Here is a 12,813-nt window from a genome sequence, read left to right as displayed (position 1 = left end):
GATCACGCCGTGGTGCACCGACTTATGGCAGTTGCGATCGAGCAGCATTTTGTCGCCTGGCGCCAGCAGGGTCTGCAGGATCACCTTGTTGGCGGTCGACGTGCCATTGGTGGCAAAGAAGGTGCGACGCGCACCGAATGCCTTGGCCGCCAGTTGTTGCGCTTCCTCGATGATGCCGGTCGGGTGCAGCAGCGAATCGAGCATCGGCACCGATACCGACAAATCGCCCTTGAAGCTGTGCTCGCCCATGAAGTCATAGAAGTCTTCCGCCCACGGGCTCCCGCGCAGGCTGTCGCCCGAGCTGTGGCCAGGCGTATGCCAGGCGTCCTTGGCCATGAATACATACTGCTTGAGCTTGTCGTAGAACGGCGTCTGCGCCCGCTCCAGCAGCTGCGCATTGAGGATGCGGTACCAGCCCAGGTAGTCCGGATCATCGCGGTAGAAATAGCCGTTCACCGTTTCGCACAGCAGATTGCTGACCACCTCGGCCTCGTCGGCCTGGGCGATCATCACATAGACATCGATTTCCGGACGGTGCGCATGCAGGGCGTGCACCAGCTCCAAAGCACACATCGGCGCCTTTTTGCTGCGCGACTTGGCCTTGCCCTCATCGCTTACACGGTGCAGCTTGTCGTCTATGATTACCGCCTGGATATCGCCATCAGCCTCCATGGCCGCCAGCGCTTCACTAGCACTTTCGACACCGGAAAACGTCATGCCCAGCGTATTGTCCAGCTGACGCGCTGCAGCATTTAATCCTTTGACCAGTGCTTTTAGCACCAGCTTTTCGTCATTTACCAGTAAAATACGGCTCACCGGCTTGGTCATGCTTGTCTCCCTGGTTCTTTTCATAACTGCGGGGCGGGATTTCCGCCAAGCCCGCAAGAATAATCCAAGCCCAAGATCAAAGCGATGATTTGCAACCCGTACGAAGTCATCATTCAAGGCATTACCCGCAGCGGCCGTGAATTTCGGCCGTCGGACTGGGCTGAACGCCTGTCCGGCATCCTCTCCACCTTCGGCATGGACCAGAAATTGTCCTACGCGCCCTATGTGCGCCCGATGATGATGGATAACCTGCGCTGTGTAGCCATCGACAAGCAGCTCGAGAAGATTGACCCCCGCGTGTATTCCTTCCTGATGTCCTTTGCCAAGGATAATGACCTTCGCGTGGTGGACTGCCGCCAGCTGCTCGAAGAGCATTACCCCAGCCAGTTTCTCGGCTAGCCCTCCCCCGCGTTCCTGTCCATAGCGGACAGGTTCTCCCCGTGACGCCGCGCCTATCAGCATCGCCCATCATGGCTGTGTAGTGGCGCTGCTTTGTCGCGCCTGTGCCGTCGCCAGGCCGATATGCCTACGCCCACCCGGCATCCACCCGGTAGCGGTTGCATCCATACGACAGTCATGCAATCTACCTGTGCATTTTCCTGCATTGCACTACATTGACCCTTCGATCTGTCGAGCGCTCGCTTGTTTAGCAGGCAGACACCGGCAGATCGGGAGACAACAACGATATGCACACAAAGGAAATGTCATGGAATATGGAACACTGCGGTTTGCCATACCCCTCACCCTGCTCGCCGCCAGCCTCGCGTCACTTGCTGCACCAGCGCAGCCCGACCCGAAACTGAGCCACTACCTGTCGGCCAATGGCCCGGAATTAAGCGACCAACAAATCAAGCAGCTACGCGCCGGCCAAGCACAGGCAATGGGCTTCGATAGCCGCGTACGCGCCATGGGTAGCAGCACCTATACCTATCTGCGCTGCTTTTATCGCACCGGCAATAACCCTAAGCAGCCCGGCACCAACTATGTCTGGGGGCTGGACCCGAGCAGCGGTGGCTATTTCCGCATCTATGGCAGCTGGTGGTCCGGTGGCCTTTTGGCCTGGCAGAACATGTTTTACAGCGATATCTCGCAAGAGCGGCTGCAATCAGTGTGCCAGAGCACCTTGGCGGCCAAGGGCATCCAGCAGCCGGTGGCGATGGCTTTCGCCGCCGACAACTCGCTGTCGTTCAACTACACGGTATGGAGCAATGACAGCGCCATCCAGGGCAAGCGCATCAACAAGATCGTCGCCTTTGGCGACAGCCTGTCCGACAACATGAATATGTATAACGAGTCGCTGTGGAAGCTGCCCAACAAAAACAGCTGGTATATCGGCCACTTCAGCAATGGCTACAACTGGGTGGAATACCTGGCGCAAGACCTGAAGCTGCCGCTCTACAACTGGGCGGTGGGCGGCGCGGCAGTAACCACCAAGGATCTGGTGATACGCGGCGTGGTGGAGCAGGTGGATTCCTGGAAGCAGTACATGCAAAAGGCGCCGGCCTACCAGCCGCAGAACACCCTGTTCACCATCTTGATTGGCGGCAACGACCTGATCAACTACGGCAGCTCGGTTGATACGGTCATGCAGGGCGAAACCCGCGCCGTGCAAAACCTGATCAATGCCGGCGCGCGCAATATCCTGCTGGTCAAGCTGCCCGATGTGTCGCATGCCCCGGTGTTCAAGTACAAGGGCAATGCCGCCACCGTCGCCGCCCAGGTAGTCGACTTGAACCGGCGCCTTGACGATCTGGTTGCCAGCCTGAAGGCGCAGTACGGCAGCAGCCTGAATATCGAGCTGTTCGACAGCTATGCGCTATTCAATGATTTGCTGGCGCGGCCGGCCAGCTATGGCGTCAGCAATACCAGCGATGCCTGCCTCGATATCAATGCCGACTCCAGCCTCAACTACCTGAGCAGCCACCCGGCACGCAGCAGTTGCAGCAATCCGGACAACTTCGTGTTCTGGGACACCCTGCACCCGACCACCCATACCCATAAACTGCTGGGCGAACGGGCGGCCCGCTTTGTGCAGTCAAACTTCGTGAATCTTCAATAGCGTCGCAGGCTGGCGGGTCGGCAGGCCCGCCAGCCTGTGCCAAATTGCTATTGATAGCCCGCCACAAAATCTGCGAGTCCGAGCCGGTAGCCCGCACCCACTGCCTTGAAGTGCCATTCGCCCTGACTACGGAACAATGAGCCGAATTGCACGGCTGTCTCGCTGCCGAACGCCTCTCCCAGTTGATAGCCGGCAATCAGGGTGCCGCTGAGGTCGTCATACAGGCGAATCGCCGCATTGCGCACCAAACCGAAGTTCTGGCCACGGCTGTGAGCTTCATGGATGGTGACCACAAACGATATCTCCATGGCGGCCGCCTCAAGCCGCGCCAGATCCACGGTCAATACCTCATCGTCGCCGTCGCCCGCGCCGGTGCGATTGTCACCGCTGTGCACCACCGCACCATTCGGGCTGGTAAGGTTGTTGTAAAACACCAGATGCTCGTCAGACAGCAGCTTGGGCTCACCCGCCGCGTTCAGGCCACAGATAAAGGCAGACACATCGATATCAAACGGGTAACCGCTGTGCAGCTCCGGTGCATCCCAGCCCAAGCCGACACGTACCCGCACCAGACTGGGCGCCGTCTTGGCCAGATTGATCCCCTGCCCTTTGCTTAGCGAAATTGCCATTGCTCGCGCTGCCCTTATTGATAACCTGCGACAAAATCACCAAGTGTCAATCGGTAACCGGCACCGACTGCCTTGAAATTCCATTGGCCATCTTTTTTATACAGCGAACCGAACTGGACGGCCGTTTCACTGGAAAACGTCGCATCAAGATCATAACCAGCCACTTCCGCCCCGCTGATATCGTCATATAGCTTGATATAGGCGTTTTCGATCTGGCCAAAATTCTGATTCCGCTCAGCACCTTCATGAATGGTCACGATAAAGGAGATTTCGGCAGCCTCAGCCTCGATCTTGCCAAGATCGACCAGCACACTTTCATCATCGCCCTCGCCAGCGCCACTACGATTGTCACCCTTATGTACCACCGCACCATTGGGCGTACTGAGATTATTGTAAAAGACAAAATGACTGTCCGAGATCAGCTTGGGCTCGCCTGCCGGATTCAACTTGCAGACGAATACCGAGCAGTCGATATCGAAATCAGCTCCCCCGCCACTCCTGCGATCCCAGCCTAATCCCATGCGAATACGGCTCAGGCCAGGCGCCGATTTGGCCAGATTGATGCCTTGTCCCTTGGTTAGATTGATTGCCATGATTTCGCTCCCATCAAAGTAATTTTGCAATATCAGCCTGCATATCCTGCCAGGTGCGTCCATTGGCTGGCTGGCCAATCGCAGTGCAATGCCAATCGCCATCGCTACCCAAGCTGACCTTCATCAGAATCAAGCCGGTGTGGCTGCCATTAGCCTCATCGCCCAGCGCATAACGCGCCAATTCCACACCACGATCATTGACCACCCGACAGTAGGCATTCTTGACCCGGTCGAATTTTTGCCCGGTAAAGCTGTTCACGGTAAAGACCAGATGGCGAATACCGGATGCAAGCTGACCGAACTGTACGGAAATGGTTTCGTCATCGCCCTCGCCCGCGCCAGTCCGATTGTCACCGGAATGCTTGATGGAGCCATCGCGCAGTTGCAGTGAGCGGAACCATACGGCTTCACATCGCAATTGCTCATCGAAAACCAGGCAGGAGGCATCCAGATCGATTTCGCCACCGAACAAGCCGAACAGGCCTGATTTGGCATCCCATCCCAAGCCCATGGTGACAGAAGTCAGTGCAGCCTTGTTTTCCTTGCTGAGGTTGATTGTTTGCTTTTTGCTCAGATTGATTGCCATCTTTTCACTCCTCCTGTGCGCCATGCACTTTTGCCATCTTGTTATGCCGTATCGATGACGCCAAAGCCAGACCAATAAACCCTGCGCCGATCAGCCCGGTTACCACCTCGGAAATTTCGTGGAAGGTGCCGACGAACATGATGGTGGCGAGTGCGCCGATAGCATAAAAGGCACCGTGTTCGAGATAGCGGAACTCATCAAGCGTACCTTTATCGACGAACATGATGGTTAGCGAACGCACGAACATGGCACCAATGCCCAAGCCGATGGCGATGATGAAAATATTATTGGACAGTGCAAACGCGCCGATCACGCCGTCGAAGCTGAAACTGGCATCCAGAACTTCCAGATAGAGGAAAGCCGACAAGCCGGTGCGCGCCACCATGCCGGCATCGCCAGCCTCTTCGGTTTCAAGCAAGGCCGCAAAACCATCGACCAGGATATAGGTAATCAATCCGGCAATTGCAGCGACAACAAAGGACAATTGCTCATGCACTGGCAGCATGGTGGAAATGCCATACACCGCGGCAAGGCAAACGGCAATTTCCACCGCCTCCATCTTGCCCAGCTTGCTGAGCGGCGCCTCGATGACATGCACCCAATGGATATCCTTTTCCTTGTCCAGAAAGAACTTGAGAAACACCATCATCAGGAAGGCACCGCCGAATCCAGCCACCACGATATGTGCCGAGGTCAGCGTCGTCGCATATTTGGCCGGATCATTCACTGCCATCATGAATGCCGCATAGGGGTTCATATGGGCAATTACGGCAACAATCAGTACCGGAAACACCACCCGCATGCCGAATACGGCAATCAGCATCCCCCATGTCATGAAGCGGTGGCGCCATTTATCGTCCATATCCTTCAAGACCGTGGCATTGACCACGGCATTGTCAAAAGACAGGGACACTTCCAGCACGGAAAGAATGGCGGCGATAAAAGCCGCTTTTGATCCGCCAATCCAGTAGGCCGCCGCAATGCCCACGGCGGTAAATATGAAGGAACCCTTGAAATACTTGAACAGCATGGCTGTTAACCCTTTGTATTATTGTTGCTGGATCAATCGTTGAAATTACTTGAAATTGCGGCAGCCTGGAGAGCCAGGTGACGACACGGATTCACGCGCGCCATCACCCTGATACCTAGCCATGCCGCGCTTGCTTACATCTTTTCCGCCAAGCGGACGACAAGCTCCTGTTTCATCTGCTCCATTTTTCCGGCCGCTTCAGCACGCTTGCGCTCACCATCCTGCTGGATCTGTGCCACCTCTTCAAAAGTGGAAATCAGCGAATTCTGCACCGCCTCGAGTGTTTCGATATCAACAATGGCGCGCTGATTGGCCCGGGCAGTATTGACGGAATTCTGGTGCAGCAGCTCGGCATTGTTTCGCAAAAAGTCATTGGTTGCATCGTCGATCTTTGTTGCCAACTCCACCGACTTCTTTTGCTCCAGCAAGGCAATGGCCAGGGTGAATTGCTTTTTCCAGGCCGGAATGGTCAAGGCTTTGATATTGTGGAACTTCTCCACCAAAGCCTGATTATTCGACTGCACCATGCGTATCATCGGCGCGGTTTGAATGGCGATGGTCTGCATCACTTTCAGGTCATGAATACGCTTTTCCAGTCGCTGCAGCACATCTTGATAGTCGCCGATCTCCTGAGCCTTGATCGGATCGCTGGCTGCCGGGCTGGCACGCATCTCGGCCAATTGCAGACGCATTTCTTCCAGCTTGATATCGCCAGCGATAATGAAATTGGACAGGCTGTAGTACTCCTGCACATTCAGCTTGTAGACATGCTCCAACTCCTGGCTGCGTGACACCAGGCGCTGTTGCTGGACATCCAGCTCAGCGACGATCTTGTCGATCTGCTTGGCCAGGGTTTCAAACCGGCCGATGAATTTCTCCTTGCCTACCTTGAAACGATCGATCAGTCCGCCGATCAAGGGCAGCTTGGAACCCTGCTCTTTCAGGTCAGACAGGTTCACCCCTTTGGCAAGTACCACAATCTCGGTCAGCTTGCCGCCCACCTCGTCCATATGGCCGCTTTTTACCTGGTTCAACATATCGTTGGAATACTGGGCGACCTTGTCGCCAGCATGCTTGCCAAAATCGATGACTGCATTGGGCTGGCGCGGATCGAAGCCGGACAGTATCTGCCGCACTTGGCGCTCGACATCCACCGGATCGGCACCCGACTGCAGCAGCTCGGCCCGACGATTTTCAATGGCTTGCGCAACCACATCACGCGCAGCGGACGCTGGCGCCACCGTAGCCGGTACCGGCAAGGCACCACCATTGAGCGCAGGCGCCAGCCCGGATGGCGGCGTACTGGCCTGATCGAGCTGATGGGCGGAAATGGGCTTGAAAGTCATGATGTCAGTTGCTCCAGTTGTGTACGCAAGCCGGCTTGCAAGCGGCTTATGGCATCAAACAATTGTTTGTCGCCGCCATCGCTCAATGCCAGGGCGGTGATGAATTGCTGCTTCCAGTTCGGAATGACGATTTCCTGAATATCGTTGAAGCGCCCCACCATCGCCAGCAGATTGCGCTGACTCAGGCGCAGCTGCGGCAAGGTCAGCAGGGCAGTATGACGCAGCAGCTTCAAGTTGCCGAGTTTGCGCTGCCACTGTTCGATGGCGTCACGCATGGCGTCTACCTCCTGCCAGGCGAACGGATCTCGCCCCTGTTGCTGGCTCAGGCGCTGCTCCAGTGCCGGCAATTCGCGATCACGCACATCCATAAGCTTGATCTGCGCGGCAAGCACATGCTCGGTCAGTTGTTCGAACACCATCTCGTTGCGAGCAAACAAGCCGGAATATTCTTGCAAGCCGCGTTTCAATTCAGCCAGGGCGGGCTGGGCATTCGCCAATTGAATGGCGATCGCCTTGGCTGCCGCATCAAACTGCTGGCGCAATTTGATACGACGTACTGCACTGCCTTGCAGCCAATCGCTCAAGCGGCTGCGCCAGGACTTCGGATCCAGCGCCGCTACGTCCACCTGCTGGGCGGCATCGAGGATGGCAAGCGCTGACTGGTGCAGGCTGGCGGTCACGCTGCCGCCAACGGATACCGCCAACTGGTCTTGCAACTGGCGCATCAGTTCGGTGACCTCGGCCGCGTAGTCACTCTGGAAATGTGCATCGACGAAGCGGATTTCACCGTACAGATTACGCACGCGCTGCACGGCCTTCACATCGCCGCCAAAATCTGTGCAATCGCAATCGACGCGGGCAGCCATTACCCGTTCATGCCATTCAGCATCAAGCTGCTCGGCGGTCACCGCACGATCGGCGAACAATACCGCCGGCTTGGCTACGGGCGCAGTGGCCGGTAGGCGTGCCGGCATATCATGAAAGGTGCGAACAGGCGGCTCCGGTGCGGGAACGGCACTGGCAGGCATATGGTGAAAGGTCTTGATAACCTGTCCCGTGGGCTCGTCAGGTAAAGGACTTTTACCCGAAGGCGAATCAGGGTCAGGCTCAAGATGATGGAAAGTTTTGACCATGGCAGGGCAGGAAATAACTCGCGTCCACTAGTCTAGTCCGGTCCGCACAGTACGTTGCATGATAGCCCCGCCTGTTACAAATCCAGACTACGCCACAGCGCATCCACCCGCGCTTTCACTGCCGCATCCTGGCTGATCGGCACGCCCCATTCGCGGCTGGTTTCGCCGGGCAGCTTGTTGGTGGCATCCAGCCCCATCTTGGAGCCGAGCCCTGACACCGGCGAGGCGAAGTCGAGGTAGTCGATCGGGGTGGAATCGACCAGTACCGTATCGCGGGTCGGGTCCATGCGGGTGGTGATGGCCCAGATCACTTCCTTCCAGTCGCGCGCATTCACATCCTCGTCCACCACCACGATGAACTTGGTGTACATGAACTGGCGCAGAAAGGACCACACACCGAACATCACCCGCTTGGCATGGCCCGGATAGGCCTTTTTCATGCTGACGATGGCCATGCGGTAGGAGCAGCCTTCTGGCGGCAGGTAGAAGTCGACAATCTCGGGAAACTGCTTTTGCAGGATGGGCACGAACACTTCATTAAGCGCGACCCCCAGCACTGCCGGCTCGTCGGGCGGTTTGCCGGTGTAGGTGCTGTGGTAGATCGGGTCGTGCCGGCTGGTGATGCGATCGACGGTAAATACCGGAAACCAGTCCTGCTCGTTGTAGTAACCGGTATGGTCGCCATACGGGCCTTCCAGCGCATGCAGATAGCCGCCGATTTCCTTCATCGGCACGCCGGCTTCCGATACGCCGGTCCAGCCCTTTTCACACGGCGCGATATGGCCCTCCAGCACGATTTCGGCGCTGGCCGGCACTTGCAGCTCATTGCCGATACATTTGACCAGCTCGGTCTTGCTGCCGCGCAATAGCCCGGCGAACTGGTATTCGCTGAGGCTATCGGGCACCGGCGTCACTGCGCCCAGAATGGTGGCCGGGTCGCAGCCCAGCACCACCGAGATCGGAAACTTCTCGCCCGGATGACGGATGGCGTGCTCGCGAAAATCCAGCGCACCGCCACGATGCGCCAGCCAGCGCATGATCAGCTGATTGCGGCCGATCAGTTGCTGGCGGTAGATGCCGAGATTCTGCCGAGGCTTGTACGGGCCGCGCGTCACCACCAGCCCCCAGGTGATCAGTGGCGCCACATCGCCGGGCCAGCAGTGCTGGATCGGAATGCTGGCCAGATCAACTGCCGCCCCTTCCACCACCTTTGCCTGGCACGGCGCACTGCGCACCACCTTGGGCGCCATATTCAGCACCTGCTTGAGAATCGGCCATTTTTCCCAGGCGTCCTTGAAACCCTTGGGCGGCTCAGGTTCTTTCAGATAAGCCAGCAGCTTGCCGATCTCGCGCAAGGCGCCGACCTCGCTGGCGCCCATGCCCAGCGCCACCCGGCGCGGCGTACCGAACAGATTTCCCAGCACCGGCATGGTGTGGCCCGGCACATTCTCGAACAAAAGGGCCGGGCCTTCGGCACGCAGCACCCGATCACAGATTTCGGTCATCTCCAGATTGGGCGACACCGGCGCGGCAATACGCTTGAGTTCGCCCTGCGCTTGCAGCTGGGCAATAAAGTCGCGGAGGTCGTGGTATTTCATGTGGTTCAGCCTGCTTGATCAAGGTGGGCCACTAAGGCGCGGCAGTATCGGTGCAATCGGCGGGGCGCAGTTTACGCGGGCAGGCGGGCAGGCAGCCGCTTGCGGCTCAAGCGGTGCAGCAAGCCGGTAAGGCCGAGCGCCGCCACCGTCAGCCCCACCACCAGGGCGATCCAGAAGCCCTTGGCCGCCATTGGCTGCTCCGGCCGCAGCGGCAGCCAGTCAGGCGCCAAGCCCAGTGCGCAGCCCAAGGGCAAGGAGAAACCCCAGAATGCCGCCATATGAATCACCATCGGTGGACGCGTCACCTTGTAGCCGCGTATGGCGCAGCTGGTGGTGACCTGGGTGGCGTCGGACAGCTGGAACAGCGCGGCGAAAATCAGCAGCTGTGCTGCCAGCGCCGCCACCGCCGCATCATTGGTATAGGCCGCCGCAATCTGCTGGCGGAACACGGCAATAAAGCTGGCCGACAGCAGTGCAAAACCGAGGCCCAGGCCGACGCCGACCCAGGCACGATAGCGGGCCGCCTGCGGATTGCCCTCGCCCAGCGCCAGCCCCACCCGGGTGATCAGGGCAGTGCCCAGGCTCATCGGCAGCATGAATACCAAGGAAGAAAAATTGAGCGCGATCTGGTGCGCCGCCACCTGGGTGGCACCGAACTTGGCCACCAGCAAGGCGATCAGGCCAAAGGCACTGGCTTCGGCGAAATAGGTAACACCGATGGGCAGGCCGATATGCAGCAAATTGGCCAGCTCCGGCCAGTGCGGCCCTTCAAACCGATCGAACGGCCAGGCCTTGCGATAGGCCGGCTCATGGCGCATCCACCACAGCATGGCGAGCAGATTGAGCCAGACGCAGGCAAGGCTGGCCACGGCGCAACCAAGGCCACCCAGCGCCGGAAAACCGAGATTCCCGAATACCAGCAGGCTATTGAGCAGGCCATTTAACGCCAGCGCGGCCAGCGAGATCAACATCATCGGCTTGGTCTTGCCCAGACTCGCGCTATAGCCGTATAGCACCCGGAAACAGGCAAAGGCCGGCAAGGCAAAGGCGGTGATGCGCACAAAGCCCTTGGCGACACGGCGCACTTCCGGCTCGATCTGCATATGGTCGAACACCTCGGCAAACAACAGGGCAGCCAGCAGCGCAAGCAGGCCGACCCCCACGCCCTTCCACAGCGCCTGCCTGACCACATGGCCGATCTTGCCGTATTCGCCGGCGCCTACCAGATGGGCCACGGTGGGGTTCACCGACATCATCAGCCCCATCAGCGTGACCAGGATGATGGACCACACCGATGCACCCAACGACACGCCGGCCAGATCAAATGCCGAGGCATGGCCGGACATGGCCACATCCACCACCGCCATGCCGACAGCAGCCAACTGCCCGACCAGCATGGGCCAGGCCAGCCGCCATAGCGCAGCAGCTTCGGTTCTAAAGGCATGGGATCGGATCTGGCGCAGCGGCATAGCGTGAATGGCTGGGAGGGCCGGCCATTCTAACAGCAAGCGCCACCAGCACCCTGTACTGGCAGATATGCTTGCCCACGAGCAGCAAACCCAAAATCTTGAACCACAGAGCGCACAAACAATAGCAAACCCAAATTCTTGAACCACAGAGCGCACAGAGAACACAGAGGTGGCACAGAGAAAACCTAGAGAGGGGAGGCTGCACTTGTCCCTCCGCTCCTCTGTGCCACCTCTGTGCCACCTCTGTGTTCTCCGTGTCCTCTGTGGTTTAAGGTTTTAGGGTTTTAGATTCATGCCCCACATTTTTAAGGCTCGCACAGAAGAGTCGCTTGACGTCGCCCGCCTTGGGCCGTTACATTCCGCCCCAGCGCCGATTTGAACAATCAGCTTGCGGGCGCTTAATAAATTTGGCTAAAGCGTGCTGCAGTACCGGGACAATCCCACACAGCAACCCGCTTCCGCCACCTGGCCGAGCGGGTTTTTTGCATTTGCGCCGGCCATGTCGCACAACAGAACAAACGCGCCGATTTAATCGACAACTTGCGGGGCGCGTGTCGGGAGTGATCCCGCGAATCCAGTCCGCTAAAGCGCCGCCCGCCAGGGCTACGCTGTCGACATCGCCAGGAGTTGCCCCATGTTTGACTGTCTCGACCGCGCCGACCACCACACCGACTTTTCCTGCGAATCATCTACGCCAGAGCGACTGGCGCCGCCCGCCAATCTGGCGCGCCGCTATGCCGGGCGCAGCTGGGCCCGCTTCAGCCCGCGAAGCCGCTCCAGCGTCGAACTGGGCAAGGTGCGCGAAGTAGCACTGTACTTCGAGGCCAAGGTGGAGCGCCTCAGCGATGGCAGCCTGTTGGTACTGGACCTGAGCCTGAATGAAACCCTGGCGCTGAGCGAGCGCTTTGGCCATGCCCTGGCTATCGACGCCCATATCGCCGGCCACGGCCACCACGCCTGAACGCCAGACACGGCCCCCTCCGCCAGCCAGCACCACACGTCAAAGGTCCTCTCCATGTCCAACGATATCCTGCATGCCGCCACCCAACTGGTCCACGCCGGTCGCCCGCAACAAGGTCGGCGCGGCCCGGTCAACCCGCCGGTAGTGCGCGCCTCCACCATGCTGTTTGCCAACACCGACGAGCTGGCCAGTGCGCAAGGCAAGCACAGCTATGGCCGCCATGGCACCGATACCACCGAAGCGCTGGAGCAGGCGCTGTGCGCCGCCGAGGGCGCCGCCGCCTGCCTGCTGGCGCCATCGGGCCTGGCCGCCATCACCACCACCCTGCTGGCCCTGTTGGCGCCGGGCGACCATCTGCTGATGGTCGATTCGGTGTATGGACCGGCCCGTATCTTCTGCGACGGAACGCTCAAGCGCCTTGGCATTGAAACCAGCTATTACGACCCGCTGCTGGGTGCCGATATTGCCGGTCTGATCCGCCCCAATACCCGGGTGGTTTATGTCGAGTCGCCCGGCTCGCTAAGTTTTGAAGTGCAGGATGTGCCGGCGATTGCCGCCGCAGCCCACGCCACCGGCGCGGT

Annotated in this window: 11 protein-coding genes and 2 pseudogenes; 4 read left to right on the top strand and 9 right to left on the bottom strand. The window is 58.8% G+C overall.

Features of this window, described 5'->3' with window-relative positions:
• Nucleotides 1-828 (bottom strand): annotated as a pseudogene (locus ACE3OH_RS12185) (ornithine decarboxylase); the annotation flags it as partial.
• A gap of 84 nt (nucleotides 829-912) precedes the next feature.
• Between ACE3OH_RS12185 and ACE3OH_RS12180 the strand changes: the two are divergent.
• Nucleotides 913-1,200: pseudogene (locus tag ACE3OH_RS12180) on the top strand (DUF3579 domain-containing protein); the annotation flags it as partial.
• 334 nt (nucleotides 1,201-1,534) lie between these two features.
• Nucleotides 1,535-2,887 (top strand): SGNH/GDSL hydrolase family protein, encoded by a 1,353-nt coding sequence (locus ACE3OH_RS12175; RefSeq protein WP_374352801.1) that lies wholly within the window; start codon nucleotides 1,535-1,537, stop codon nucleotides 2,885-2,887.
• A 47-nt stretch (nucleotides 2,888-2,934) separates the two neighbouring features.
• Here the strand turns inward: ACE3OH_RS12175 and ACE3OH_RS12170 are convergent, their stop codons facing one another.
• The 8 genes from ACE3OH_RS12170 to ACE3OH_RS12135 all read right to left on the bottom strand — a co-directional run bounded on the left by ACE3OH_RS12170 (nucleotide 2,935) and on the right by ACE3OH_RS12135 (nucleotide 11,271).
• The gene (locus ACE3OH_RS12170) at nucleotides 2,935-3,516 is read right to left on the bottom strand and encodes a TerD family protein (protein ID WP_374352798.1); all 582 of its coding nucleotides are present in this window, start codon (nucleotides 3,514-3,516) and stop codon (nucleotides 2,935-2,937) included.
• Between the two features lie 14 nt (nucleotides 3,517-3,530).
• Nucleotides 3,531-4,139, bottom strand: coding sequence for a TerD family protein (locus ACE3OH_RS12165; protein ID WP_374352793.1), 609 nt, complete (start codon nucleotides 4,137-4,139; stop codon nucleotides 3,531-3,533).
• Nucleotides 4,123-4,695 (bottom strand): TerD family protein, encoded by a 573-nt coding sequence (locus ACE3OH_RS12160; protein WP_374352790.1) that lies wholly within the window; start codon nucleotides 4,693-4,695, stop codon nucleotides 4,123-4,125. Before ACE3OH_RS12160 ends, ACE3OH_RS12165 begins: the two co-directional genes overlap by 17 nt.
• Nucleotides 4,696-4,699: 4 nt before the next feature.
• The gene (locus ACE3OH_RS12155; protein ID WP_374352787.1) at nucleotides 4,700-5,725 is read right to left on the bottom strand and encodes a DUF475 domain-containing protein; all 1,026 of its coding nucleotides are present in this window, start codon (nucleotides 5,723-5,725) and stop codon (nucleotides 4,700-4,702) included.
• A 134-nt stretch (nucleotides 5,726-5,859) separates the two neighbouring features.
• The gene (locus tag ACE3OH_RS12150) at nucleotides 5,860-7,071 is read right to left on the bottom strand and encodes a toxic anion resistance protein (protein WP_374352784.1); all 1,212 of its coding nucleotides are present in this window, start codon (nucleotides 7,069-7,071) and stop codon (nucleotides 5,860-5,862) included.
• Nucleotides 7,068-8,045 carry a toxic anion resistance protein gene (locus ACE3OH_RS12145; RefSeq protein WP_374352781.1) on the bottom strand — a complete coding sequence of 326 codons (978 nt, stop codon included), beginning with the start codon at nucleotides 8,043-8,045 and terminating at the stop codon, nucleotides 7,068-7,070. Before ACE3OH_RS12145 ends, ACE3OH_RS12150 begins: the two co-directional genes overlap by 4 nt.
• Nucleotides 8,046-8,278: 233 nt before the next feature.
• Nucleotides 8,279-9,802: a 4-hydroxy-3-polyprenylbenzoate decarboxylase gene (gene ubiD, locus ACE3OH_RS12140; protein ID WP_374352776.1), complete on the bottom strand. Its 1,524-nt coding sequence runs from the start codon at nucleotides 9,800-9,802 to the stop codon at nucleotides 8,279-8,281.
• 71 nt (nucleotides 9,803-9,873) lie between these two features.
• Complete coding sequence (locus ACE3OH_RS12135; RefSeq protein ID WP_374352773.1) at nucleotides 9,874-11,271, bottom strand: MATE family efflux transporter; 1,398 nt, start codon at nucleotides 11,269-11,271, stop codon at nucleotides 9,874-9,876.
• A 634-nt stretch (nucleotides 11,272-11,905) separates the two neighbouring features.
• Here ACE3OH_RS12135 and ACE3OH_RS12130 point away from each other — a divergent pair.
• A complete protein-coding gene (locus tag ACE3OH_RS12130; RefSeq protein ID WP_374352770.1) occupies nucleotides 11,906-12,232 on the top strand; it encodes a hypothetical protein in 327 nt (108 codons plus the stop codon).
• Nucleotides 12,233-12,286: 54 nt separating this feature from the next.
• Nucleotides 12,287-12,813: PLP-dependent transferase (locus ACE3OH_RS12125; RefSeq protein ID WP_374352767.1), on the top strand; the 527-nt coding region annotated here is incomplete at its 3' end.

Origin of the sequence: Chitinimonas sp. (assembly GCF_041904975.1) — a bacterium.
Lineage (GTDB): Bacteria > Pseudomonadota > Gammaproteobacteria > Burkholderiales > Chitinimonadaceae > Chitinimonas.
The sequence above is the reverse complement of the archived record's forward strand: the minus strand, read 5'-3'. Positions and strand labels throughout refer to the sequence as shown.

Bases quoted from the DNA above. Each gene is read 5' to 3' on its own strand.
- ACE3OH_RS12175 (WP_374352801.1), top strand. From the start codon at position 1,535: ATGGAATATGGAACACTGCGGTTTGCCATACCCCTCACCCTGCTCGCC.
- ACE3OH_RS12170 (WP_374352798.1), bottom strand. From the start codon at position 3,516: ATGGCAATTTCGCTAAGCAAAGGGCAGGGGATCAATCTGGCCAAGACG.
- ACE3OH_RS12160 (WP_374352790.1), bottom strand. From the start codon at position 4,695: ATGGCAATCAATCTGAGCAAAAAGCAAACAATCAACCTCAGCAAGGAA.
- ACE3OH_RS12155 (WP_374352787.1), bottom strand. From the start codon at position 5,725: ATGCTGTTCAAGTATTTCAAGGGTTCCTTCATATTTACCGCCGTGGGC.
- ACE3OH_RS12150 (WP_374352784.1), bottom strand. From the start codon at position 7,071: ATGACTTTCAAGCCCATTTCCGCCCATCAGCTCGATCAGGCCAGTACG.
- ACE3OH_RS12145 (WP_374352781.1), bottom strand. From the start codon at position 8,045: ATGCCGGCACGCCTACCGGCCACTGCGCCCGTAGCCAAGCCGGCGGTA.
- ubiD (WP_374352776.1), bottom strand. From the start codon at position 9,802: ATGAAATACCACGACCTCCGCGACTTTATTGCCCAGCTGCAAGCGCAG.
- ACE3OH_RS12135 (WP_374352773.1), bottom strand. From the start codon at position 11,271: ATGCCGCTGCGCCAGATCCGATCCCATGCCTTTAGAACCGAAGCTGCT.
- ACE3OH_RS12130 (WP_374352770.1), top strand. From the start codon at position 11,906: ATGTTTGACTGTCTCGACCGCGCCGACCACCACACCGACTTTTCCTGC.